The sequence below is a fragment of the Arthrobacter sp. DualSoilB13 genome (genome assembly GCF_055389195.1).
This window is the reverse complement of the sequence record NZ_AP035865.1, coordinates 2,315,416-2,338,912: the sequence shown is the minus strand read 5'-3', so window position 1 is coordinate 2,338,912 and position 23,497 is coordinate 2,315,416. Positions and strand designations below refer to the sequence as shown.

Genomic DNA, 23,497 nt, shown 5'->3' with positions numbered 1-23,497 from the left:
CTACCGCGGCCGGCGGGCTGCGTGTTCGCGCGCAAGGCGGGCGTAATCGTCGTCGGGCTTTCCTGGCACGAAGCTGCCGAACTTGCGTTCGGCTGCTGTGCGGATCAGGAAGTCCGCAATGGCCGGGTTCTTTGGGAGCAACGAACCGTGCAGGTAGCTCGCTACAACATTGTTGTAACGGGCGCCCTCGTGCCCGTCCTTGCTGTTGTTGCCTGCGCCTTTTGTCACCGTGCCTAATGGCTCGACGCCGGGCCCCAACGTAGTCTGCCCACTGTGGTTCTCATAGCCAAGGATGTCGCCGAACTCAGTGGACTTCATGGTCACGTTGCCAATGAGGCGCTCGTCAGTACCATGGGTTTCCACGTCAAGGATGCCGATGCCCGGAATCACAGGGCCCGTGCTGGTCTTGAAGAACTTCCCGAAAAGCTGGTAGAGCCCACAGATCACCAGCATGGGAGCGCCCTCGTCCGCCAGCTGCTTCAGCTGGCCGGCACGCGATTGGAGGTCGTCCTGGATCACCAACTGGCCGCTGTCCTGCCCGCCTCCGCCCACAATGATGTCGACGTCGTCCGGAAAGTCGTCGCCCACGTTGTACTCGAGAAGCTCCGGAGTGTAGCCATGCCACTTGATCCGTTGTTTAAGGACCAGGGCGTTGCCCCAGTCACCGTAGATGTTCATTTCGCGCGGGTAGAGCTGGAGAACGCGGATGGTCCCCTTGCTGGGCTGTACTTCCGGCGTTGCGTGCGGCGTGGGCTGTACGTCCGAGGTCATGAGACCACCTCAACTATGGTGATTTTGGCCAGTTCGCGGCGAATGGCGAGCATGGAAGTGTAGGTACAGAAAACGCGCTTTGGCTTACCTCGCGAGCCGTCGATGAACGTTCGCAGGGCCGCCGTGATGTCCGGTTCGACCACTCCGAAGTGAACATCGTCATACTGCAGACGCAGCGCCATGTCGTAGGCGCGAACGCCGGTGAGGACCTCCACGCCATCTTCGCGCAGGGAGTCGAATTCAACGTCCCACAGCCAGGACATGTCCCTGCCGTCGGCGTAGTTGTCGTTGATGGCGATCATGGTGGCGTAGCCGCCGGCGGGGAAGGACTTCAGCCCGAGACGGAAACCACTGGGGTTCTTCACGAGCACCAGCTCCAGAGGCTGTCCGTCCACGGTGAGGCTCTCACCGCGCCCGAACGCGGGAGCAACTTCTCCCAAAGCCTTCACGAGCTTAGGTGTATCAACGGGCCCGGTTCCCAAGACGGACCTCGCCAGGGACAAAGCCGCCGCTGCATTGAAGATGTTGTACACGCCGCGTAGTTTCATCGTTGTGGTGACGGTTTCGCCGTCGAACTCAAAGTCGGCGTCCTGGGCTCCAACGCGTCTGAGTACGACGTCGGCTGCCGGCAGATCTACATCCTCACCGGTTTCAGCGGCAACGGAAGTGCCCGAAGGGGACGGGCCGATTGCCGTGGTGCGCATTTCGTCGTCGTTGGGGAAGGTGCTGCGCAAAGATTCGTCGAGGCCGAAGTATCGGACTTCGGGGTGGTGGACGGCATCGAGGGTATTGATGGCGTTGGCAATCCGGGCGACGCGTGGGTCTTCCCGGTTGAGGACAACTGTGCCGGTGGTCTTGGAGGCGATGTGCTCCAGCAGCCGGGCGGTCTTGTCAATTTCCCCGAAGCGGTCCAATTGGTCGCGGAGGACATTCAACAGGAGGCTGTACCGCGGCTCAACCTTGTTGACGAAGTGCACGGCATGGGCTTCGTCCAATTCCAGGATGGCAATGTCTGCGTCCAGCCGACCGCGCCAGTCCACATCACCCAGGAGCGAAGCGGCCACCCCACGGGTGAAGTTGCTGCCACTGCGGTTGGTGAAGACTTTCAGGCCTTGGCTTTCAAGGAGTTCCACCACCATCTTGGTGGTGGTGGTCTTGCCGTTGGTGCCGCTGACCACGGCTACGCCCAGGGGGAGCGAAGCCAGCGTTCGCTGCATGAAGCCGGGATCGATTTTCTCAACCACCAAGCCGGGAAAAGCTGAGCCTCCGCCCCGGAGCCGGGACAGTGTGCGGACCAGCTTGCCGAGGGGAACGCTGAAGGAAAGCATGCTCTGTAATATATCCCAGTCAGGGCATGGAACCGGCTACCTCGCGTGTGGGCTTGGTCAACGCTGACAGCGCCATATGGCCTGGGCCTCTATGATGGTCGAATGACCAACCCCCTTTCTGACGCTTCGTCGCGCGTGGGTTCAGGACTCCGGATCGGCGTGCTGGCTCTTCAGGGCGACTTCCGCGAGCATATCCACGCTGTAGAGGCCGCTGGCGCCACCGGCGTGGGTATACGCCGCCCGTCAGAGCTTGACGACATTGACGGCTTGATCATCCCCGGCGGCGAATCAACCACCATTGACAAGCTCTCCCGGATTTTCGAAGTCCGTGATCCACTTCAAAAGCGGATCGCGGACGGCCTGCCGGTCTACGGCTCCTGTGCCGGCATGATCCTGTTGGCCGATGAAATCGCGGACCCTGCAACTGACCTGCACGGAAATCCGCAGCAGACCTTTGGTGGGCTGGATATCACCGTGCGCAGGAATGCCTTTGGCCGCCAGCGGGAGTCCTTCGAGACCGACCTGGATTTCAGGGGCCTTGAATTCAGCGCAGGGGAGTCCGGTGTGGATCCCGTTCACGCTGTATTTATCCGGGGCCCCTGGGTGGAACGCGTAGGTCCGGGCGTGGAGGTCCTTGCCCAGGTTGACCCCGACCACGCCAGCCACACGGCTACTTTGCACGGAGTGGCTAGAATTGTTGCAGTGCGTTCCGGTCAACTACTGGCCACCTCCTTCCATCCGGAAGTGACGGGAGAGAAACGCGTGCATGAACTCTTTATTCGAATGATCAGAGGAGAAGCGTAAAGCATGTCAGGCCACTCCAAATGGGCGACCACCAAGCACAAGAAAGCCATCATTGACGGCAGGCGTGCAAAGTCGTTCGCAAAACTGATCAAGAATATCGAAGTTGCTGCCCGCATGGGTGGTCCGGACCTCGCCGGCAACCCGGGACTTGAACTTGCCGTCACGAAGGCCAAGAAGACGTCGGTTCCCAATGACAACATCGACCGCGCCATCAAACGCGGCGCTGGCCTCACCGGCGAAGTGGTGGACTACACCGAGATCATGTACGAGGCTCGTGGTCCCCAGGGTTCGGCCTTGTTGATCGAATGTCTGACGGACAACAAGAACCGCGCTGCATCCGAGGTGCGCCTTGCAATCTCCCGCAACGGCGGCACCATTGCCGATCCCGGTTCCGTGAGCTACCTCTTCGCCCGCAAGGGTGTTGTGGTCCTGCCCAAGAACGGCCTCAGCGAGGACGACATCCTGATGGCGGTCCTCGATGCCGGAGCCGAAGAAGTCAAAGACAGCGGAGAGAACTGGGAGATCCACTCCGAACCCTCTGATCTTCAGGCCATCCGCGACGCCCTGAAAGAAGCGGGCATCGAATACGAGACAGATGAAGCCGAGTTCGTTCCCTCCATGCAGGTGGAACTGGATGTCGACGGCGCCAAGAAGTTCATGAAACTCGTGGATGCCCTGGAAGATCTTGACGATGTCCAGAACGTCTACAGCAATGCGGACCTCAGCGAGGAAGTCCAGGCTGCCCTCGACGCCGAATAGCCGGCCACGGCGCAGCGCGTCATTTTGACATTTAGCAGCTTCACAGCCACCAGGAAGGCCCGGACTTGACTCTTCGCGTATTGGGAGTCGATCCGGGCCTCACCCGTTGCGGTATAGGTGTGGTGGACATTGAAAGGAACCGCAGGGCCACCATGGTGGCCGTTGGGGTAGTGGGGACCTCTGCTGAGCTCACTCTGGATAAGCGCCTGCTGGTCATTGCCCAAGCCATTGATGAATGGCTGGACCTGCATCAGCCGGACGTCGTCGCCGTCGAGCGTGTTTTCTCGCAGATGAACGTCAGCACGGTCATGGGTGTGGCCCAGGCTTCGGGCGTCGTCATCGCTGCGGCCGCACGCCGTGGCATCCCCGTCGCGTTGCACACACCGTCGGAGGTCAAAGCCGCGGTAACAGGCAGCGGCACGGCCAATAAGGATGCAGTGACCAAGCTCGTTACCAAGATCCTGCGCCTGGATGCTCCACCGAAGCCTGCTGATGCTGCGGACGCTCTCGCGCTTGCCCTGACCCATGCATGGCGCGCAGGTAGTGGAATGGGTTCAGCTACCGGCGCGAACGGTAAGGGCGGTCTCACTCCCGCCCAAAAAGCATGGGCTGACGCGGAAGCAAAAGCGCGCCGCGCACGGTGATTGTCGGCTCGCCTTGCTAGGGTATTCGTAGATATGTTCGGATAGTCCGCTTTGGCCGCAGTATTGACACAGTATTGCGGCAACGGAGCAGGCAGTATTTCAGGAGCCGGGTCTTGATCAGTTTTCTCCGTGGAACGGTAGCCCACGTTGGTTTGTCCACCGCTGTCATCGACCTCAACGGTGCGGGAATGAGTGTCTTTGCCACGCCGCAGACCTTGAGCCACCTCAAGACAGGAACAGAAGCCAAGCTCTTCACGTCCATGATCGTCCGTGAAGATTCCTTGACACTGTTCGGCTTCGCCGACGACGACGAACGGGAAGTCTTTGATGTCCTGCTCAGCGTCAGCGGGGTAGGGCCACGTCTGGCCTTGGCCGTCCTTGCCGTGCATGAACCGGAGGCCATCCGGGTGGCGGCGCACACTGGAGACAGCAAGACGTTTACCAAGGTGCCGGGAATCGGTCCCAAGGTGGCCGGCCGGATTGTCCTTGAGCTCGCCGGTAAGTTGGTTCCCCACGGGACCGGCACAGGCACTGCGCCCGCCGCTGCCCCAAACGCCGAATGGAAGCCGCAGGTTGTCGCAGCCATGACCAGCTTGGGCTGGTCCGAGAAGGACGCCAACGGCAGCATCGACAAGGCAATGGCCGACTCCCCGGAACTCGTGGACGCAGGAAACGTGGCCCAAATCCTCCGGGCAACGCTGCGTTGGTTGGGTCAGGATGGGGCGCGCGCAGGCAATCGTGTAGGCAGCCGTGGCTGAGCAGTCACTCGTCAGCGGGGGAGAGGAACCGGAAGAGCGGGTCATTGAAGCCGCACTCCGGCCCAAGAACCTGCACGATTTCGTGGGACAGCATCGGGTCCGCAAACAACTGGCATTGGTACTCGAGGCATCCAAAATGCGTGGCCGCAGCGCCGATCACGTGCTGATGTCAGGGCCGCCAGGACTAGGCAAGACAACCCTTGCCATGATCATCGCAGCGGAAATGAACGCGCCGTTGCGTATCAGCAGCGGCCCGGCCATCCAGCACGCGGGAGATCTTGCCGCCATCCTTTCCTCCCTATCGGAGGGGGAGGTCCTTTTCCTCGACGAAATACACCGCATGTCCAGGCCGGCGGAAGAAATGCTGTACATGGCCATGGAGGACTTCCGCGTGGACATTGTGGTGGGCAAGGGCGCTGGTGCAACCGCCATTCCTTTGGAACTGCCACCTTTCACCTTGGTGGGCGCAACAACCCGAGCTGGGCTTCTTCCGGGGCCTCTGAGGGATCGATTCGGATTCACCGGGCACCTTGAGTTCTACTCCGTCGCCGAACTCGAGCTCGTCCTGCGGCGCTCCGCGGGCCTACTGGACCTGAAGGTCAACTCTGCGGGCTTTACGGAGATAGCGGGCCGGTCCCGGGGAACGCCACGTATCGCCAACAGACTGCTGCGCCGTGTCCGTGACTGGGCACTGGTTCATGGCATTGAGCAGATTGATGCACGTTCAGCTTCAGCGGCTCTGGATATGTATGAAGTAGACGAGCGTGGATTGGACAGGCTTGACCGGTCCGTTCTTGAAGCCCTGATCACCAAGTTCAACGGCGGTCCAGTGGGATTGTCCACTTTGGCTATCGCCGTGGGGGAAGAACCCGAGACGGTGGAGACCGTGGCTGAGCCGTTCCTGGTCCGTGAGGGTCTTTTGGGACGCACTCCGCGGGGCCGGATCGCGATGGCGTCCGCCTGGACGCACCTTGGCTACGCCGTCCCGGCCGGGGTGTTCGGTCAGGAGACACTGGCACTGTTTGGTGAGGATGAAAACCACGCCGAAAGCGTGGATACCGTGGGTTAACACCCTCTGTTCAGCTTTTCCCACTAGACTGGTATGACGCTCGGCACGTTCGAGTCCTTGATCCATGCCCGCTCTGCGGATCTGCCAGGGACGTTGCCGTGAACCAAAACGTAAGTACAGAACGGAACTTCCCTGTGGATCCAATGACCATATTGCTGTTCGTCATGTTGGGACTCTTTGTCTTCATGATGTTCCGCCGCAACAAGAAGACCCAGCAGCAGCAGGCTGAGATGCAGTCAAAGTTCGCTCCCGGGGTTGACGTCATGACCAGCTTCGGTCTCTTTGGCCGCATCGTGTCCATCGACGAAGCCGAGAACAAAGTCGTGATTGAGCTTTCGCCGGGTAACCAGGCAACGGTTCACCGTCAGGCTGTCACCAAGGTGGTCGAGACCACCCCCGAGGAAGCGCCCGTTGTTCCGGATGATGCGTCATCCCTGACCGCCGCGCAGACGGAAGCTCCTGCCGCCGTCGAGACCCCGGAAGAAACCATCGCGCGCCTCAACAAAGAGGACAAGAAGGACAACTAGCACCGTCAGTCGCGGCGACACCGCGCAAGGCAACTTCTACGGCAGCGGAGAGCCGCCGGCAGACGCTTACCAGCGTCGGCCGGCGGCTGTCCGGCGATAACAGGAAGATCGATAATGGCACGGACCGGCCCCAAAAACTCAGCCCGCAGGGTGCTGACCTGGCTTGGAGCAATTTTCGTTGTATTAACCGCTGTCCTGGCTGGCGGAGTAGTGACTGGCAACGCCAGTTGGGCTCCCAAGCTCGCTCTGGACCTCGAGGGCGGAACCCAGATGATTCTGGCCCCCCGGGTAGAGGGTTCCAGCGAGATCAATGAGGAGCAACTCAACCAGGCAGTAGCCATCATCCGGCAGCGTGTGGATGGCTCCGGTGTTGCCGAAGCTGAAATTAGCACCCAGTCCGGCCGGAACGTTGTGGTCAGTCTTCCGGGTACGCCTTCCAAGGAGACCCGCGACCTCATTCAAGCTTCGGCTGACATGAACTTCCGCCCAGTCATCACTTATGGCGACCCGGCAGCCGTTCCTGCGGAGCAGCGCACACCTGAGGACCAGCTTCCCAAGCCCACGGCGGAGCCGGCGAATGCCAGCGACATCAACTGGGTCACCGCGGACATTGTCCGGGAATTCGAAGCGCTTGACTGTGTGAACCCGTCACCGGAAAAACGTGATCGTTCGGATCCCGCCAAACCGCTGGTCACCTGCGAGGCAGCCACGGACAAGACTCCGGCCATCAAGTACATCCTTGGGCCCGTGGAGGTCAAAGGCCAGGACATCAGCGATTCCACTTTTACCCAGGTTCAGGGCGCTCAGGGCTCCGTGACCAATTCCTGGGGCGTGAACATCGTGTTCAACGCGGATGCAACCGCAAAGTTCAAAGCAGTCACCGAACGCCTCAACCAGTTCTACGCTGCGGCGCAGGCCCAGGGTACTGATGATCCAAAGTCACAGTTCGCCATTGTCCTGGACGACAAAGTTCTTTCCGCTCCGCGCGCCTTGGCTGTGATCACTGATGGAAAGCCCCAGATCACTGGTAACTTCACCCAGGCGTCGGCAAAGGCCCTCTCCGATCAACTCCGCTACGGCGCCCTGCCCATCAGCTTTGAGATCCAGTCACAAGAGCAGATCTCCGCGACGCTGGGTGGCGACCAGCTTCGCCTCGGCTTGCTTGCAGGGATGATCGGCCTGTTGCTTGTTGTTGTCTACTCGCTCTTCCAATACCGTGCCCTTGGGCTCGTGACCATCGCATCCCTTGTGGTGGCGGGTGTGCTGACCTATCTGGCGATCGCCATCCTCGGGTGGACGGAAAACTACCGTCTGTCCCTGGCCGGTGTGGCTGGTCTGATTGTGGCCATCGGCCAGACCGCGGACTCGTTCATTGTCTACTTCGAGCGCATCAGGGATGAACTGCGCGAGGGCCGTGGACTGGTTTCCGCTGTCGAGAACGGCTGGAAGCGTGCCAAACGGACAGTTCTGGCCTCCAAGGCCGTCAACCTCCTCGCGGCCCTGGTCCTCTACTTCGTTGCTGTTGGCAACGTCCGCGGCTTTGCCTTCACCCTTGGCCTGACCGCCCTGGCCGACCTTCTGGTGGTGTTCATGTTTACGCACCCCATGCTGCAGGTTTTGGCCCGCACCAAGTTCTTTGGTGAAGGACACCGTTTCTCCGGGCTTTCTCCCGACCGTCTCGGCGCAGTTCCGCTCTACCGCGGCGCCGGCCGGCTACGCACGCCGGACGAAAAGCCTGCTGTGGTCCGCCCGCGCAACACCGGTGCGGCTGCCGAAGCCGAACGTCGCATGACCATTGCCGAGAGGCGCCTTGCCGAGAAGGGCCAGCTCACTGGTACTTCGAACGGCACCAAGGAGGAGAAGTAATGACTACGAGCTTCGCAACCTTCGGCCATGAGCTCTACACGGGCAAGCGCTCGTACAACTTCGTAAAGTCGAAGAAGATTTGGTTCATCATCGCTGCGGTCGCCGTAGCGCTCTCCATCCTGGTTCCTGTCGCCAAGGGCGGCTTCAACCTCGGAATCGAATTCCGTGGCGGTTCCGAATTCACTGTTTCAAACGTGAGCACCACGGATGCGGCACTCGGCGAGAAGGCTGTTCATGACGTCGTGCCCGGAGCCATCCCGCGCGTTGCCAACGTGGCAGGCAACACCATGCGCATCCAAACGGACCAGTTGACCGACGACGAGACGAACCGCATCAAAGACGGTCTCACAAGCGCCTACGGGGTGACCGAGAACGAGGTAACGTCCAACTTCGTGGGACCAACCTGGGGCCAGGACGTGACGCGTCAAGCCCTTATTGGTTTGGTGGTCTTTGTTGGGTTGGCCGCTGTCCTGATGGCGCTGTACTTCCGAACCTGGAAGATGTCGCTGTCCGCACTTGTTGGCATGCTCGTCACGATGTTCACCACGGCGGGTGTCTACGCGCTGAGCGATTTTGAAGTCACGCCGTCGGCAATCATCGGGTTCCTGACCGTCCTCAGCTACTCGCTGTACGACACAGTGGTGGTCTTCGACAAGATCCGTGAAAATACCGCGGACATTTCCACGTCAACGCGCCGCACGTTCAGCGAAGAGGTCAATCTGGCTGTCAACCAAACGTTGGTCCGCTCCATCAACACCATGATGGTGGCTATCCTTCCGGTTGCGGCGATCCTCTTCATTGGGGCCGGACTCCTGGGTGCCGGCACGCTGCGGGACCTGTCCTTGGCACTGTTCGTGGGCATCCTCATCGGTACTGCCGCCACGATTTTCATCGCCGCACCGCTGTACGCTTGGCTGCGGCAGGGCGAGCCTGAACTGGTGAAGCAAGCCAAGAAGGTGGCTCACCGCAGGAATGAAGCCACAGTCCAGGTCTGAACTTAGCCCGAACAGCTAGTTGGGTTGCCTTGAGCCGGTCCCCGCATCAGTGCGGAGGCCGGCTCTTTGACTTGCCCGTGTCATCGTCATGTGCTGCCCGGTTGCAGAAGGATTCACCTGCGGGAATAGACTGGGAGAATTAAATCGCTTGTGAGGGGTACTTCTGTGGAAGAACGTGCGACGTCGGCACCACCGGCGGGCGGGGATGACAGCCGCAAAGCTGTGGCAGTTCCGGCAACGAGTGTGCCCGGACGGACTGCTGCTGCGGTTCCGGTCGATGCTCCCGGCGTGCGTCCCACCTTTCCGGGGCGGAGGGAACGCACCCGCTCCCGGCTTGCCCGCCTGACGGGCCGGGGCATTGCTCCTTACTCGCCCATTTTGGAACCACTGCTGCGTACAGTCCGGGCAAATAATCCCAAAGAGGATTTCGATCTGATCCAACGCGCCTTCGCGGTGGCAGAGCAGAGCCACCAAGGACAAAAGCGCAAGAGTGGTGATCCCTACATCACCCATCCGGTGGCAGTGGCCACCATCCTGGCTGAACTCGGTATGACAGGGACAACCCTGGCGGCTGCGTTGCTCCACGACACCGTGGAGGACACCCCGTACACACTGGCTGACCTGACACGGGACTTCGGCCCCGAAGTTGCCATGTTGGTGGACGGTGTCACCAAGCTGGACAAAGTCAGTTTCGGTGAGGCTGCCCAGTCTGAGACCGTTCGTAAGATGGTCGTGGCGATGGCCAAGGACATTCGCGTCCTGATGATCAAGCTGGCGGACCGCCTCCACAATGCGCGGACCTGGCGTTTCGTTTCCGCGGAGTCCTCATCACGCAAGGCCCGCGAAACTCTGGAGATTTTCGCACCCCTGGCGCATCGCCTGGGTATGAACACCATCAAGTGGGAACTTGAAGACCTCTCCTTCGCAGCGCTGTACCCCAAGGTGTACGAGGAAATCGTGCGAATGGTGGGCGACCGCACTCCAGAACGCGAAAAGAGCCTGAGCGTCATCCGCAACCAGATCGCTGATGACCTTCGGACCGCTCGGATCAAGGCGACCATCACAGGCCGGCCCAAGCACTACTACTCGATTTATCAGAAGATGATCGTCCGCGACAAGGACTTCGACGACATCAACGACCTCATGGGCGTGCGGGTTCTGGTGGATTCCGTGCGAGATTGTTATGCCGCGCTGGGGACTTTGCATTCACGGTGGAACCCGCTTCCGGGCCGGTTCAAGGATTACATCGCCATGCCCAAGTTCAACATGTACCAATCCCTGCATACCACCGTGATTGGCCCCGGCGGCAAGCCCGTGGAGATTCAGATCCGCACCCACGAGATGCACCGGCGTGCAGAATACGGTGTGGCAGCCCACTGGAAGTACAAGGATCAACCCAACCGGACCGCACAGGGCCCCGGCAGCCCGCGTGACGGTGACATGGGTTGGCTGCGGTCGCTGGTTGATTGGCAACAGGAGACCTCCGATCCCGGAGAATTCCTTGATTCACTTCGCTACGAGATCAACGCCCGCGAAGTCTTCGTCTTCACCCCCAAGGGCGAGGTCATGGCCCTTCCGGCCGGGTCAACTCCTGTGGACTTCGCCTACGCTGTGCACACCGAGGTGGGCCACCGAACCATCGGCGCCCGCGTCAACGGGAAGCTGGTTCCACTCAACAGCGAGCTCAACCACGGCGACTGGGTTGAGATCTTCACCTCCAAGGCAGAAGGCGCCGGCCCCAGCCAGGACTGGCAGCACTTCGTCAAATCTGCCCGTGCACGCAACAAGATTCGCCAGTGGTTCACCAAGGAACGCCGCGAAGAAGCGATTGAGCGTGGCAAGGACATGCTGACCCGGGCCATGCGCAAGCAGAACCTGCCCCTGCAGCGCCTGATGACGCACGATGCTTTGTCCGCCGTGGCAGAGGACTTCCACTACGTTGACATTTCCGGGCTGTACGCCGGCGTAGGTGACGGGCACACGTCAGCTCAGTCGGTCATGGAAAAGCTCGTTGAGCACCTGGGCGGTCATGAGACACCCGACGAAGACCTGGACGAAGTCAGTATCCCCACCCAGGTTGCGAAGTCGAAGTTCTCTGACTCCGGCGTCATTGTGCGGGGTGTGGGCGATGTCTGGGTCAAGCTGGCCCGGTGCTGCACCCCGGTACCGCCGGATCCCATTCTTGGCTTTGTGACCCGTGGTTCAGGAGTCTCTGTCCACCGGACGGACTGCACCAATGTGTCGGGTCTCCGGGACCAGCCGGACAGAATTGTTGAAGTTGAGTGGGCACCCACCCAGTCCAGTGTTTTCCTCGTGGAAATTCAGGTAGAAGCCCTGGACCGGAAGTCCCTTTTGTCGGATGTCACCCGCATTTTGTCCGAGAATCATGTCAACATCCTGGCAGCGTCGGTGCATACCTCCAGTGACAGGGTGGCAATCTCGAAATTTGCCTTCGAGATGGGTGATCCCAAGTATCTGCACCACGTCTTGAACGCCGTCCGCCGGATCGACGGAGTTTTCGACGTCTATAGGACCACTGGAAACCGCAGGCGCAGCTAACAGGGTCTCAGCTGTCAGGGTCTCAGCTAGCGGGCTCTGGTGAGGCAAGTTGAGCCAGGGTGGCCAGGGCCCGCCTCTTGTGAGGGACGCGCGGACTCGCTTCGACGGCCAGAACGAGCAGCCGGAGCTTGATGCCGAGCTCTTCCCGTGCCAGAAGACGCTTCAGCGCAGGTAGAGCCCGGTCAGTTTCCACATGGAGGGCGATGTCAGCTGCGGTCCGAAGCGGGCTGCTGACCAGCATTCCTCCCAGGCTGACGACGTCCATCTGACCTAGCCGGACTTCGTGCAGGGTGCATGCGATGCTGCCCCGCATGCTGGAGATGCGGTGTTTCGCGTCAACCAGCAGAGACAGGTGCTCGGGTGCTTTGGCGCAACCGTAAATCCACGCTGCTGTGAGCCGACCGGCGACAACCTTGGTTCGGATGCGTTCCGGGAGTGTAAGGGCCGCTGCGCGGGCTCTGAGGCGGTGGGTGACAGTCACACCAGGTGAGGCATAACTCTTCCCGTAGAGGGGCAGCAGGATGCCATCGAATGCCATGCCCTGCAGTTCGTTCCACGAGAAGATGCGGCTGGGGGAATAGAGCTCGGATATGACCGGCTCCTGCAATTGGGGGGCGGTAACAGCGAGGACCATTCACCGATCATTCCGCGTGGCCACCTTACGAGTACAGGCTCCGCCCGGGTTATGTGGATAACCCGGGGCGGAGCCTGCAGAAAAAGTGCCTTCTCAGAAATCGCTAAGCGAGGTCACTGGCGGAGCGCTGGATCTGATCGAGCCATGCTTGACGTGCTTCCAGGGCTTCGCGCGCGGCCTTGATCCGGCGCTGGTCGCCGGCCTTTTCAGCCTTCTCCAGATCGTCCTTGAGGCCCGCAATGGCTGATTCGAGCTGTGACAAGGCGCTGTTGGTGCGGGCCTTGGTTTCCGGGTTGCTCCGGCGCCACTTGTCTTCCTCGGCCTCACGGACAGCGTCTTCAACCTTGCGAAGCCCGGCTTCGATCCTGCCCATATCGGCGCGGGGAACCTTGCCGGCATCTTCCCATCGGTCCCGGATTGACTGGAGGGCCTTCTTGGCAGCGTTGAGGTCGTTGATGGGCAGGAGTGCCTGCGCTTCAGCCACCAACTGTTCCTTCACGACCAGATTCGCCGTGTATTCCTGGTCGATCTGGTCATTGGCGGCCTGGCGGTTGCTGAAGAAGACGTCCTGGGCGGCGCGGAAGCGGCCCCACAGTGCGTCATCGTCCTTGCGGCTTGCCCGAGGAGTGGTCTTCCATTGGTCCATCAGCCGGCGGTACTCGCCTGCGGCGAATCCCCAGTCAGTGGAGGTGGAGAGTGCTTCGGCCTCTGCGATGAGGGCTTCCTTGGCGGACTTTGCAGCGGAGTTATTGCTGTCCAGCTGGGAGAAGTAGGCGCGGCGGTGACGATCAAAGACCGTCCGAGCCGAACGGAAGCGCTTCCACAGAGCATCTTCGTTGCTGCGACCGAGCCTGACCCCGCTCTTCTGCGCGGCCTTCCACGTTTCAAACAACTCGTTCATTCGTGCGCTGGAGGTCTTCCATTGGATCTGCGCGGGGTCCTGACCGGCTATTGTCTCAGCTTCGGCAACGATTGCTTCGCGTGCTGCGAGCTCACTGGCGCGCACTGCGTCGTGGGCGGCTTTCTCCGACTTTTCCAGTTCAACGATCTGGGCTGACAGAGCATCCAAGCGGGCCTCGGCAGCACGGATGTCGCCCACCATGTTGCGCTCCGCGAGCTGCTCACGCAAGTGTGTGACCGTCTTCTGCATGTCCGTGGCAGGGGCCTTTGACTCCACGCGGTGTTCGAGCAGAACAACCTGCGCAATGACGTCGTCGAACTTGCGGGCGAAGTAGCCAAGTGCCTCGTCCTTGCTGACGCCGGGGTACTGACCAACGGCGATTTCTTCGCCGTCCAATGTCAGGAACACATGGCCGTCACCCTCGGCGCGTCCCCATTTGGCTGCCTCGGCGAGCGAGGCCGCGGAAACCGCGGGTGCAGCAGGAACGACGGCGGCGGGAGCCTTGGGGCGGGCAGCGAAAGCAGCGGGGGAGGGCGCCGGCGACGGCGTCGGACGAGGAGCAGCCGGTGCTGCGGGCGAGGCGGTCGGCGCTTCCTCCGTGATCTCCCCGGCAGTCGGAGCTTCCTCGGCTGCCTGAGCTGACTCGGCTGCGTCGTCGGCCGGAGCTTCCCCAGCCACCTGAGCTGCCTCGTCGGCTGGAGCGGCTGCGTCTGCCTGAGGTGCCTCGCTGGCTGAAGCATTCTCCCCGGGAGCCGGCGCGCCGGAACCGTTGTTGCCGGTTGCCTCGACGGCTTCTTCGTTGGCCACTACTGCTGTTTCGTCGGATTTCTGACTGTCTGTCACCGCTAAAAGTCTTTCGCTTGGAGGGAACTGCTCAGGTAATGCACTCCGGGCCGGGCCTGGAGCTGGTTACTTCAGAGAAAACGAGTCTATCGTGACAGGTGCCACAGGGGCGCCGTCGCTGGCGTTTTCACCGGGTTTAAGGCCTGCTGCCGCAATCTTGGCAACGACGTCCAGGCCGCTGGTCACCTTACCCACCACGGTGTAACCGCCGGCAGTGTCAGCCGGAATGGTGGTGTCCTTGTAGACGATGAAGAATTGGTGTCCGTTGCCGTAAGCGTTGTTGCCGGTACGTGCCACGGCAATCGTCCCCGCGGGGTATTTATTGTCCGCGGGAGTATTTTCCAGTGGGCCCCACCGGTAATTTCCGTCTTCGGACCCGTCTTCGGTCTTGGCGCCGCATTGAAGGAGTCCGAATGTTTCGGATGTGGTCAACCGGTGGCAGAACGCTCCCTTGTAGTAGCCGGCGTCGCTGAGGGACTTGAAGACGGCAGCAGCCTGCGGAGCCGCAGTTCCGTTCAGTTCGATGCCGAGTACGCCACTGTTCAAGGCGAGTTCGCCGGTGAAGGTCTTTCCAGCAGCCGTTTCCGGGCCGGGTACGTCGGCGCTGTTCGATGCTGCCGGGGAAGCGGACGGTGAGCTGAGCCCTGCTTCGGCAGCGGCGAACTCCGCCTCGGTGGGGTTGGAGCTGAAGACTGTCAGTTGCAGCACTACGGCCAACACAACCGCCACGCCGGCTGCACTCGCGGCGATGGTGTTGTCGCGTTTGCGTCGCTTGCCCTGTTCCTGCCGCAGGGCACGCTTGGCTTCCATCTGCCTGATGCGCCGTTTCGCTTCGCGGTCATCCCGCGACCTTGTTGCCAAGAGTCCTCCTGATTGTGTCCACTTTTGGTGGCGGCCGACAGGAACCGGGCATGCTGCATTAGATGTGCACGCGCGGAAAGCATAAACTGGCTGCCGCACATAGTTTATGCATGACCGGCTGGTCGTCCGCCCTGTAAACGCCGAAAGGGCGTTTAAAGCTGCGGTGTGATGCCAGCGTCAGCCTTTTTTGAGGAGACTTTCCACCATGGCACGTACCGCCTCCCTGTCCGGATTCCCCGAGTGGCTTCCCCAGGAGCGGTTGGTGGAACTCCATGTGCTGGATACGCTCCGGAAGACGTTCGAGCTCCACGGCTTTTCCTCCATTGAGACCCGTGCTGTCGAAACCGTTGGACAGCTTCTCCGCAAAGGTGAGATCGACAAAGAGGTCTACGGCCTGAGCCGGCTTCAGGACGATGAAGGTGAGGCTGCCAAGTCGGACAAGTCTGACCCGAACGCCTTGGCCCTTCACTTCGACTTGACCGTTCCCTTTGCCCGCTACGTGGTGGAGAACGCGGGGTACCTGGCATTTCCCTTCCGCCGGTATCAGATCCAGAAAGTCTGGCGGGGGGAGCGGCCCCAGGAAGGCCGCGCACGTGAGTTCACCCAGGCAGACATCGATGTTGTGGGCGACGGCGAACTGCCGTTCCGCTACGACGTCGAAATTGCGTTGGTGATCGCCGAAGCTCTGAGCGCCCTGCCGATCCCGGACTTCCGGCTCCGGATCAATAACCGCAAGCTGGCCGAAGGCTTTTATCGCGGCATTGGGCTCACTGACACGGCCGGGGTGCTGCGCAGCATCGACAAATTGGAAAAGATCGGCGCCGCCAAGGTGGCTGAGCTGCTTAAGAGTGAGCTCGGAGCCACGGACGAGCAAGCTGCACTGGCGCTGGAATTGGCTGGCATCCGAACGGAAGACACCTCATTCGTGGAAAGAGTGCGTGCACTTGGAGTCAAGGACGACCTCCTGGAAGAGGGCCTGAATGAGCTTCAGCAGGTTATTGATGCTGCCGTCCAGCGGGCCCCTGGCAAGGTTATTGCCGACCTCAGCATTGCCCGCGGCCTGGACTACTACACCGGAACCGTTGTTGAGACGGTGCTCGTGGGCCACGAGCAGCTGGGGTCCATTTGTTCCGGAGGCCGCTACGACGCGTTGGCGAGCAAGGGCAACCGCAAGTTCCCCGGCGTCGGCCTTTCCATTGGCGTGACCCGACTTGTGTCCCGCATCCTCAGCCAGGAATTGGCCACGGCCTCCCGATCGGTGCCCACGGCGGTGTTGGTTGCCTTGAACTCAGATGACAGCTGGTACGCGGCGCAGGACATCGCCGCCCAGTTGCGCGGCCGCGGCATTGCCACGGAAGTTGCCGCCAAAGCGGAGAAGTTCGGCAAGCAGATCAAGTTTGCGGACCGTCGCGGCATTCCGTTCGTGTGGTTCACCGACGACCACGGCAAGCACCAGGTCAAGGACATCCGCTCCGGCGAGCAGGTAGACGCGGACCCTGCGAGCTGGGCACCGTCGGAAGAGGATCTGCACGTCCGGATCACCACGGCCAGCTAGGCGCCAACCACTGTTCCCTGGTTGTGGCGGGAGCCTTAGCCGGGGCGGGTAAACTCGGACGGGACCGCTTTGCAGCGGTCCCTCTAAATTTCATGCTGAAAGGAATGCTGTGCTGCGCACACATGACCTCGGATCCCTTCGCTCCGAGCACATTGGACAAACCGTTACCCTGGCCGGCTGGGTGGGCCGCCGCCGTGATCACGGTGGCGTTGCATTCGTTGACCTGCGTGATGCCTCCGGTGTCGCCCAGGTGGTTGTCCGTGAGGAAGAGGTCTTCCACGGCCTTCGGAACGAGTACGTGCTGCAGGTGACGGGTACCGTCAACAAGCGTCCTGAAGGCAACGAGAACCCGGCTCTGGCCACGGGCGACATCGAGGTTATCGCGGACAACGTTGTTATCCTCAACACCTCCGAGCCTCTCCCGTTCCAGATTGACGAGCACGTGGAGGTCGGCGAGGAAGCCCGGCTCAAGCACCGTTACCTTGACCTTCGCCGCCCTGGCCCCGCCCGCAACATGCGTCTGCGTTCCGAGGCAAACCGTGTGGCGCGCGAACTCCTGCACCAGCGCGGCTACGTGGAAATCGAGACCCCAACGTTGACGCGTTCGACGCCGGAAGGCGCCCGTGACTTCGTTGTTCCGGCGCGTCTTGCCCCGGGCTCCTGGTATGCGCTTCCGCAGTCGCCCCAGCTTTTCAAGCAGCTCCTCCAGGTGGGCGGCTTCGAAAAGTACTACCAGATTGCCCGCTGCTACCGCGACGAGGACTTCCGCGCGGACCGCCAGCCGGAATTCACGCAGCTGGACATCGAAGCCAGCTTCGTTGATCAGGATGATGTCATTGAGCTCGGTGAAGCGATCGTCAAGGCGTTGTGGCAGCTGATCGACGTCGAGATCCCCACGCCGATCCGCCGCATGACGTACCTGGACGCCATGGCCAAGTACGGCTCAGATAAGCCTGACCTGCGCTTCGGCGTCGAGCTGACTGAACTGACCGAGTTCTTCAAGGACACCAACTTTGGCGTCTTCAAGGCACCGTACGTTGGCGCCGTGGTCATGCCGGGCGGTGCTTCCCAGCCGCGGCGTACCTTGGACGGCTGGCAGGAATTTGCCAAGCAGCGTGGTCACAAGGGCCTGGCCTATGTCCTCTTCAAGGAAGACGGCGAATTGGCTGGCCCGGTGGCCAAGAACCTTACTGACGCCGAGCGCGAAGGTCTGGCGGACGCCGTTGGCGCCAAGCCCGGCGACTGCATCTTCTTCGCCGCCGGCGAGAAGTCCGCAGCCCGCGCCTTGCTCGGTGCTGCGCGAGTGGAAATCGGTCACCGTACCGGCTTGATCGATCCCAAGGACTGGGCTTTCGTCTGGATCGTGGACGCTCCCATGTTCGAGCCCGCTGCCGCAGCTGTCGCCTCCGGTGACGTCGCGGTGGGTGGGGGACAATGGACGGCTGTTCACCACGCCTTCACCTCGCCCAAGCCGGAGTTCCTGGACACCTTTGATAAGGACCCGGAGTCCGCTCTCTCCTACGCCTACGACATCGTCTGCAACGGCAACGAGATCGGCGGCGGTTCCATCCGTATCCATGAGCGCGAAGTGCAGGAACGCGTCTTCCAGCTCATGGGCCTGGACAAGGAAGACGCTGAAACCAAGTTCGGCTTCCTGCTGGAAGGCTTCAAGTACGGCGCGCCTCCGCACGGTGGAATGGCCTTGGGCTGGGACCGTGTGGTTGCTTTGCTCGCCGGAGTGGAGTCCATCCGCGACGTCATTGCCTTCCCGAAATCGGGCAACGGCTACGACCCCCTGACAGCTGCGCCGGCACCGATCACTCCCCAGCAGCGCAAGGAAGCGGGCGTCGACTTCAAGCCCGAGGCCAAGCCTGCCGCCAAGCCGGACACGAAGTCCGAGTAAACGGTAGCCAAAGGCTCTCCACCACGGTGGGGGGCCTTTGGTGTTCCCGCCGCCGAAACCCTCCTGTTGACGAAAAGGTGCCGCTGAATGGTGGAGCAAGCATTTTTGGAATCCCTCATGGACAAGGCCTGGCCTGCGCTGGAACGTGAAGATACGGGGGAGTGGGTCCTGCGTGCTTCGGGCGGTGTGACCCAGCGGGCCAATTCGGTGTGGCCAAGGAACCCTGCCGGTGGGCAGGAGGAAAGCCCGGGCATGGCGCAGTCCGTACGTGCTGCAACGGAGTGGTATCGGCTTCGCCGGCTTCCCTTGATCTTCCAGGTCTTTGACGACCCCCGCAGCGCCGCCCTTAATGCCTACCTGGATGAGCAGCGCTACACGCGGCAGTCTTCAACGAAGATCATGGTCCGGGGCACGGAATCTCTGCCGGTGGACTCCTCCGGCCGGGACGTTGAAATCACTGATGAACCATCCGAGGAATGGCTACGGGTGTGGTGGGCCGTCGACGGCCGGGGAGGCGACGCTGAACTGTCGGTCGCTCACAGGATTCTCAGCGCCTGCCCTGCGCTGTACGCACTGGTGAGGGACGACGACGGCGTCCCGGCCGCCGTAGGACGACTCGCTTTGGTTGGTGGCTGGGGCGGGATTTACAGCATGGCGACGTCAACAGGGCACCGGAGGCGCGGATACGGGACCACGGTTCTGGCGGCGTTGTTGAACGCAGGGACCCATCAAGATCTTGAGGGATTCTGGCTGCTGGTCACCGAGGCCAATCACGGAGCACAGCGGCTTTACTCCCACGCCGGTTTCACTGACTACGGCAGCTACCTGTACCGGCAGGCACCTCTGAGGCGTGCGTCCAGCGGCTGCTAGTTCCGGGGCTGCTCCTCCGCCTGGTGTCAGGCCGGCGGATCAGTCACCGTAATGCGGACGGCGCAGGCGTCGGCAGCGCACTTTGCCAGCACTGATGCCTTTGGAGCCTGAACGTCCAGGAAGGCCAGGCGCGTACGCCCGGCAATGGTGCCAAGGAGGGGCTGGGCAAGAACCTGATCCACCAGTGCGCGGTCGCCGCCCGGGACAATGTACTCAACGCGGTGATCGTTGAAAATGCGCGCAGCGTGTTCTGCCGTGGCCTTGGCGTCGAGGAATCGGTTGCTGCTCTTCGAAGCGAGGATGGCGGACCCGCCAGCGGCGGCCAGGGCGTAACCGCCCTTGCGTACCAGCAGCAAGCCAAGCCCGCGTTCCTGGGCTGCCAGCGAAGCCATGCGGGCCACTTCGGTTGTTCCCCGGCCAGGACGCCCGTCGGCGGGCCAGGGTGCCTTCAGGAGCGCACTCGCACCATCGGCCGCCCTCAGAAGTACCCCGCCGTCGTCGAGGTCTTCGCCAACAGGACCATGGCTCGCCACAAAACGGTCCACCCAGCCCTGCAATCTGTCCGCGGGTACCAAAGCGGTCCGGCTGCCGGGCCTCTGACGAGGGGCAGATGATCGGCGATCCACGTCGATGTCTCCTTTGCTGGAACTATGAGTAGCCTATCCATGTGGAAGATCTCTTTGGTGCCGGTGCAGTGGATGACGACGAGTCCGAGGATCTGCCCGTGTCAGGGGGTCCCTCCGATGCTCACTGGATGGCTTCCCAGCGGAGTCCGCTCGCCGTCAGAATGCGCCCCCGTTCTCTTGACGAGGTAGTGGGGCAGCAGCATTTGCTGGGGCAGGGTTCGCCGTTGAGGCAGCTGGCCGCGGGTGCTGATGCCGCAGGCCCGGCGGGCCCAAGTTCGGTCATCCTGTGGGGTCCGCCCGGCACTGGAAAGACGACGCTCGCCCATGTCATTGCTCGCGGACCGGGGCGTAAGTTCGTTGAATTGTCTGCCATCACCGCCGGCGTCAAGGATGTTCGCCGCGTTATGGACGAGGCCTTGACTGCCCGCGACCTCTACAAGAAGACCACCGTGCTCTTCCTCGACGAGATCCACCGTTTCAATAAAGCCCAACAGGATGCCCTGCTTCCTGGTGTGGAAAATCGTTGGGTGGTGCTGGTGGCGGCCACCACGGAAAACCCGTCCTTCTCCGTGGTCTCGCCACTCCTGTCCCGCTCGCTACTGCTCACCCTGAAGCCGCTCACCGATGACGACATTTCGGGTTTGCTGCAGCGGGCCGTGGCTGACGCCCGTGGCCTTGCCGGCCGCGTTGAACTCAGTTCCGAGGCGCTGGACCATTTGGTCCGCCTCTCCGGAGGGGACGCCCGGAGGGCTCTGACAGCGTTGGAAGCCGCTGCCGGAGTAGCCTTCGGTGACTCCGCCGCCGTCGAGATTTCCGACGACGATGCGACAGGAACTGATGAGTTCAGCGACACCGACGGCGAAACCGGGCTCCCGAAGGACAGCCTTCCTGAGGCTCCCGTGCTGGTGGAGCTCCGCCACACAGAACGTGCCCTTGATGCTGCGGCCGTTCGCTACGACCGCGCCGGCGATCAGCACTACGATGTGGCCAGCGCGTTCATCAAGTCCATAAGGGGCTCGGATGTCGATGCTGCTTTGCATTATTTGGCGCGGATGCTTGAAGCCGGTGAGGACCCGAGGTTTGTTGCACGGCGGATCGTGATCTCCGCTGCGGAAGATATTGGAATGGCCGATCCCACGGCGCTGCAGACCGCGGTGGCCGCAGCGCAGGCAGTGCAACTGATCGGCATGCCGGAGGGCAGGATTGTGCTGGCTGAGGCGGTGGTTCACCTGGCCACAGCACCCAAGTCCAACGCCGCGTACATGGGTTTGAACAAAGCCGTGGCAGATGTTCGTGCCGGATTCGGCGGTGGAATCCCCATGCACCTGCGCGATGCGCACTACCCGGGGGCAAAGCAGCTGGGTCACGGCAAGAGCTACAAGTACGCCCACGATGAACCACACGGCGTGGCAACCCAGCAGTATCCACCGGATGACCTGGTGGGTAAGGACTATTACCAACCCACTGGTAACGGAGCTGAACGCGATATCGCCGCCAGGCTGGAACGGCTCCGCAAAATCGTGCGCGGGGAGTAGGGCCCTGATCACGACGCCTGCAGATGATAGCCCTGCCCATGGTAGGCTTGATCCTTGTCTGGCATGGCCTGACGCACAATCCCACTGAAGATTCCTTCAATAGAGCTGTGCGCCCGGGCTAGTAGCAAGAGGTAGCGGTTGGCCGATGCTCTCCCTGATGGAGGCCAGTAACACTGACACACCGCAGTAATTGGAAGGACACAAGTGGCTAACAACACTCGTGCTCGCCGTACCGCACGTCTTTCGCGTGCACTCGGCATTGCTCTGACCCCCAAGGCCGCCAAGTACATGGAGCGCCGCCCGTACGGCCCCGGTGAGCATGGCCGTGCCCGCAAGAAGCAGGACTCCGACTACGCCGTACGTCTGCGCGAAAAGCAGCGTCTGCGCGCCCAGTACGGCATCCGCGAAGCCCAGATGACCCGCGCCTTCGAAGAAGCACGCCGCACCAAGGGCCTCACCGGTGAAAACCTGGTTGAGCTCCTCGAAATGCGTCTGGACGCCCTGGTGCTCCGTGCAGGCTTCGCCCGCACCATCGCACAGGCCCGCCAGCTGGTTGTGCACCGCCACATCATGGTTGACGGCGTCCGCGTGGACCGCCCGTCCTTCCGCGTTGGCGAAGGCCAGCTCATCCACGTTCACAGCCGCTCCGAGGTTATGCCCCCGTTCCAGGTGGCAGCTGCTGGCGCACACGTGCTCAACAACGTGCCGGCATACCTGGACGTCAAGATTGACGCCCTCCAGGCCCGCCTGGTTCGTCGCCCGAAGCGCTCCGAGGTCCCCGTGATCTGTGAAGAGCAGCTCGTCGTCGAATTCTACGCTCGCTAAATTTCAGCAGCGCATACAGAGAAGCCCGTGGCACACGCCGCGGGCTTCTTTGTATGTAAGGTACCGGGCCAATATAGGTAAGGTACTGGGGGAGGCCTTGCCCAAAGCCCGGAATCGGCTGGTGCGAGGCAGCGAAACGATCCAAGGAGAAGAGTTCTATGTCTGGTGGCGACATCGCCGGCCTCATCGCAGCAGGAGTGTTTGCACTCCTCGTCCTGCTTTTGGCCGTGCCCATTTTGAAGCTGGGTGGCGTTTTTGACGAAGTGCGGACCTCCATCCGTTCCATCAGCGATGGCGCCACGCCCCTGATGGATGAAGTGACTGCCACGGTGACCACCACCAACCAGCAGTTGAAGAAAGTTGACGGCATTGCCTCCAACGTCTCTGATGCCTCGGCCAACATCTCCGCGTTGTCCTCGCTTGTAGCAGCAACGGTAGGTTCACCCTTGATTAAGGTGGCTGCCTTCAGCTACGGCGTCCGTTCGGCGTTTGCTGGACGCCGCACCACCTCCTCCGGCCGCCGCAGCCGCTGACCCAACCAGCCGCTTCCCCAATCAGCCGCTGAACTACAGGGAGACCTCATGAAACGAATTGTGTGGATGGGCATCGGCGTCGCCATCGGCGTCATCGCCTTCCGTAAGATCACCGAAGCCCAGGCCAATCTTGGTCCGGAAGGGCTGAACCGGGCTGTTGGCCGGATGGCTGATGGCCTGTTCGACTTTGCCGATGCCGTGCGTACGGGGACGCACCAACGCGAAGAGGAATTGCGGGCCGCGTTGGGTATCGACGACGCCGTATCGTCGCGGCGCTAGCGGAGCGGTTCGCCCCCGCGCCCTCAACAGGGCAGAATGGAAAGCTGCGGAA

The 23,497-nt window shown here is 61.7% G+C and carries 22 protein-coding genes; 16 read left to right on the top strand and 6 right to left on the bottom strand.

Annotated features, from left to right (window positions below; all coding sequences use genetic code 11):
- Positions 1-771 (bottom strand): type 1 glutamine amidotransferase, encoded by a 771-nt coding sequence (locus ACZ5J0_RS10670; RefSeq protein WP_464093091.1) that lies wholly within the window; start codon positions 769-771, stop codon positions 1-3.
- Positions 768-2,099 carry a Mur ligase family protein gene (locus tag ACZ5J0_RS10665; RefSeq protein WP_142939057.1) on the bottom strand — a complete coding sequence of 444 codons (1,332 nt, stop codon included), beginning with the start codon at positions 2,097-2,099 and terminating at the stop codon, positions 768-770. Before ACZ5J0_RS10665 ends, ACZ5J0_RS10670 begins: the two co-directional genes overlap by 4 nt.
- 102 nt (positions 2,100-2,201) lie before the next feature.
- Here ACZ5J0_RS10665 and pdxT point away from each other — a divergent pair, with 102 nt between their 5' ends.
- The 9 genes from pdxT to ACZ5J0_RS10620 all read left to right on the top strand — a co-directional run bounded on the left by pdxT (position 2,202) and on the right by ACZ5J0_RS10620 (position 12,080).
- Positions 2,202-2,903: a pyridoxal 5'-phosphate synthase glutaminase subunit PdxT gene (pdxT, locus tag ACZ5J0_RS10660; RefSeq protein WP_142939058.1), complete on the top strand. Its 702-nt coding sequence runs from the start codon at positions 2,202-2,204 to the stop codon at positions 2,901-2,903.
- Positions 2,904-2,906: 3 nt separating this feature from the next.
- The gene (locus ACZ5J0_RS10655; RefSeq protein ID WP_166840600.1) at positions 2,907-3,662 is read left to right on the top strand and encodes a YebC/PmpR family DNA-binding transcriptional regulator; all 756 of its coding nucleotides are present in this window, start codon (positions 2,907-2,909) and stop codon (positions 3,660-3,662) included.
- A 65-nt stretch (positions 3,663-3,727) separates the two neighbouring features.
- Entirely contained in the window at positions 3,728-4,306 is a 579-nt protein-coding gene (gene ruvC, locus ACZ5J0_RS10650; RefSeq protein ID WP_464093090.1) for a crossover junction endodeoxyribonuclease RuvC, read from the top strand.
- 113 nt (positions 4,307-4,419) lie between these two features.
- A complete protein-coding gene (gene ruvA, locus ACZ5J0_RS10645; protein ID WP_142939061.1) occupies positions 4,420-5,064 on the top strand; it encodes a Holliday junction branch migration protein RuvA in 645 nt (214 codons plus the stop codon).
- On the top strand, positions 5,057-6,133 hold the full coding sequence (gene ruvB, locus ACZ5J0_RS10640) for a Holliday junction branch migration DNA helicase RuvB (protein ID WP_024816851.1): 1,077 nt from the start codon (positions 5,057-5,059) through the stop codon (positions 6,131-6,133). Before ruvA ends, ruvB begins: the two co-directional genes overlap by 8 nt.
- 143 nt (positions 6,134-6,276) lie before the next feature.
- Entirely contained in the window at positions 6,277-6,660 is a 384-nt protein-coding gene (yajC, locus tag ACZ5J0_RS10635; RefSeq protein WP_024816850.1) for a preprotein translocase subunit YajC, read from the top strand.
- A gap of 114 nt (positions 6,661-6,774) precedes the next feature.
- On the top strand, positions 6,775-8,526 hold the full coding sequence (secD, locus tag ACZ5J0_RS10630) for a protein translocase subunit SecD (RefSeq protein ID WP_142939062.1): 1,752 nt from the start codon (positions 6,775-6,777) through the stop codon (positions 8,524-8,526).
- A complete protein-coding gene (gene secF, locus ACZ5J0_RS10625; protein WP_142939063.1) occupies positions 8,526-9,521 on the top strand; it encodes a protein translocase subunit SecF in 996 nt (331 codons plus the stop codon). The genes secD and secF overlap by 1 nt, the downstream gene beginning before the upstream one ends.
- Before the next feature lie 165 nt (positions 9,522-9,686).
- Positions 9,687-12,080, top strand: a complete 2,394-nt coding sequence (locus ACZ5J0_RS10620; RefSeq protein WP_024816847.1) for a RelA/SpoT family protein — start codon at positions 9,687-9,689, stop codon at positions 12,078-12,080.
- 22 nt (positions 12,081-12,102) lie between these two features.
- On the opposite strand, the gene ACZ5J0_RS10615 is transcribed toward ACZ5J0_RS10620, so the two are convergent.
- The 3 genes from ACZ5J0_RS10615 to ACZ5J0_RS10605 all read right to left on the bottom strand — a co-directional run bounded on the left by ACZ5J0_RS10615 (position 12,103) and on the right by ACZ5J0_RS10605 (position 15,319).
- Positions 12,103-12,714 (bottom strand): hypothetical protein, encoded by a 612-nt coding sequence (locus tag ACZ5J0_RS10615; RefSeq protein WP_142939064.1) that lies wholly within the window; start codon positions 12,712-12,714, stop codon positions 12,103-12,105.
- 103 nt (positions 12,715-12,817) lie between these two features.
- Positions 12,818-14,458: a DUF349 domain-containing protein gene (locus ACZ5J0_RS10610; RefSeq protein WP_464093089.1), complete on the bottom strand. Its 1,641-nt coding sequence runs from the start codon at positions 14,456-14,458 to the stop codon at positions 12,818-12,820.
- 66 nt (positions 14,459-14,524) lie between these two features.
- Complete coding sequence (locus ACZ5J0_RS10605) at positions 14,525-15,319, bottom strand: peptidylprolyl isomerase (protein WP_208095845.1); 795 nt, start codon at positions 15,317-15,319, stop codon at positions 14,525-14,527.
- A gap of 205 nt (positions 15,320-15,524) precedes the next feature.
- Between ACZ5J0_RS10605 and hisS the strand changes: the two genes are divergently transcribed.
- The 3 genes from hisS to ACZ5J0_RS10590 all read left to right on the top strand — a co-directional run bounded on the left by hisS (position 15,525) and on the right by ACZ5J0_RS10590 (position 19,647).
- Positions 15,525-16,874 (top strand): histidine--tRNA ligase, encoded by a 1,350-nt coding sequence (hisS, locus tag ACZ5J0_RS10600; RefSeq protein WP_464093088.1) that lies wholly within the window; start codon positions 15,525-15,527, stop codon positions 16,872-16,874.
- A gap of 109 nt (positions 16,875-16,983) precedes the next feature.
- A complete protein-coding gene (gene aspS / locus ACZ5J0_RS10595) occupies positions 16,984-18,777 on the top strand; it encodes an aspartate--tRNA ligase (RefSeq protein WP_142939067.1) in 1,794 nt (597 codons plus the stop codon).
- A gap of 87 nt (positions 18,778-18,864) precedes the next feature.
- The gene (locus ACZ5J0_RS10590) at positions 18,865-19,647 is read left to right on the top strand and encodes a GNAT family N-acetyltransferase (protein ID WP_464093087.1); all 783 of its coding nucleotides are present in this window, start codon (positions 18,865-18,867) and stop codon (positions 19,645-19,647) included.
- 26 nt (positions 19,648-19,673) lie between these two features.
- On the opposite strand, the gene ACZ5J0_RS10585 is transcribed toward ACZ5J0_RS10590, so the two are convergent.
- The gene (locus ACZ5J0_RS10585; protein WP_464093086.1) at positions 19,674-20,273 is read right to left on the bottom strand and encodes a Vms1/Ankzf1 family peptidyl-tRNA hydrolase; all 600 of its coding nucleotides are present in this window, start codon (positions 20,271-20,273) and stop codon (positions 19,674-19,676) included.
- Between the two features lie 41 nt (positions 20,274-20,314).
- Here ACZ5J0_RS10585 and ACZ5J0_RS10580 point away from each other — a divergent pair, with 41 nt between their 5' ends.
- The 4 genes from ACZ5J0_RS10580 (at position 20,315) to ACZ5J0_RS10565 (ending at position 23,445) form a co-directional block, all read left to right on the top strand.
- Positions 20,315-21,808 (top strand): replication-associated recombination protein A, encoded by a 1,494-nt coding sequence (locus ACZ5J0_RS10580; RefSeq protein ID WP_464093085.1) that lies wholly within the window; start codon positions 20,315-20,317, stop codon positions 21,806-21,808.
- 204 nt (positions 21,809-22,012) lie between these two features.
- Complete coding sequence (gene rpsD, locus ACZ5J0_RS10575; protein WP_142939071.1) at positions 22,013-22,633, top strand: 30S ribosomal protein S4; 621 nt, start codon at positions 22,013-22,015, stop codon at positions 22,631-22,633.
- Positions 22,634-22,791: 158 nt separating this feature from the next.
- Complete coding sequence (locus ACZ5J0_RS10570; protein ID WP_142939072.1) at positions 22,792-23,166, top strand: DUF948 domain-containing protein; 375 nt, start codon at positions 22,792-22,794, stop codon at positions 23,164-23,166.
- A gap of 48 nt (positions 23,167-23,214) precedes the next feature.
- A complete protein-coding gene (locus ACZ5J0_RS10565; protein WP_187697181.1) occupies positions 23,215-23,445 on the top strand; it encodes a hypothetical protein in 231 nt (76 codons plus the stop codon).
- The last annotated feature ends 52 nt before the right edge of the window (positions 23,446-23,497 follow it).

Coding starts and splice junctions, on each gene's coding strand:
- ACZ5J0_RS10570 (WP_142939072.1), top strand. CDS start 22,792: ATGTCTGGTGGCGACATCGCCGGCCTCATCGCAGCAGGAGTGTTTGCA.
- ACZ5J0_RS10590 (WP_464093087.1), top strand. CDS start 18,865: ATGGTGGAGCAAGCATTTTTGGAATCCCTCATGGACAAGGCCTGGCCT.
- hisS (WP_464093088.1), top strand. CDS start 15,525: ATGGCACGTACCGCCTCCCTGTCCGGATTCCCCGAGTGGCTTCCCCAG.
- ACZ5J0_RS10665 (WP_142939057.1), bottom strand. CDS start 2,099: ATGCTTTCCTTCAGCGTTCCCCTCGGCAAGCTGGTCCGCACACTGTCC.
- ACZ5J0_RS10670 (WP_464093091.1), bottom strand. CDS start 771: ATGACCTCGGACGTACAGCCCACGCCGCACGCAACGCCGGAAGTACAG.
- yajC (WP_024816850.1), top strand. CDS start 6,277: ATGACCATATTGCTGTTCGTCATGTTGGGACTCTTTGTCTTCATGATG.
- ACZ5J0_RS10565 (WP_187697181.1), top strand. CDS start 23,215: ATGAAACGAATTGTGTGGATGGGCATCGGCGTCGCCATCGGCGTCATC.
- ACZ5J0_RS10615 (WP_142939064.1), bottom strand. CDS start 12,714: ATGGTCCTCGCTGTTACCGCCCCCCAATTGCAGGAGCCGGTCATATCC.
- secF (WP_142939063.1), top strand. CDS start 8,526: ATGACTACGAGCTTCGCAACCTTCGGCCATGAGCTCTACACGGGCAAG.
- secD (WP_142939062.1), top strand. CDS start 6,775: ATGGCACGGACCGGCCCCAAAAACTCAGCCCGCAGGGTGCTGACCTGG.
- pdxT (WP_142939058.1), top strand. CDS start 2,202: ATGACCAACCCCCTTTCTGACGCTTCGTCGCGCGTGGGTTCAGGACTC.
- ACZ5J0_RS10655 (WP_166840600.1), top strand. CDS start 2,907: ATGTCAGGCCACTCCAAATGGGCGACCACCAAGCACAAGAAAGCCATC.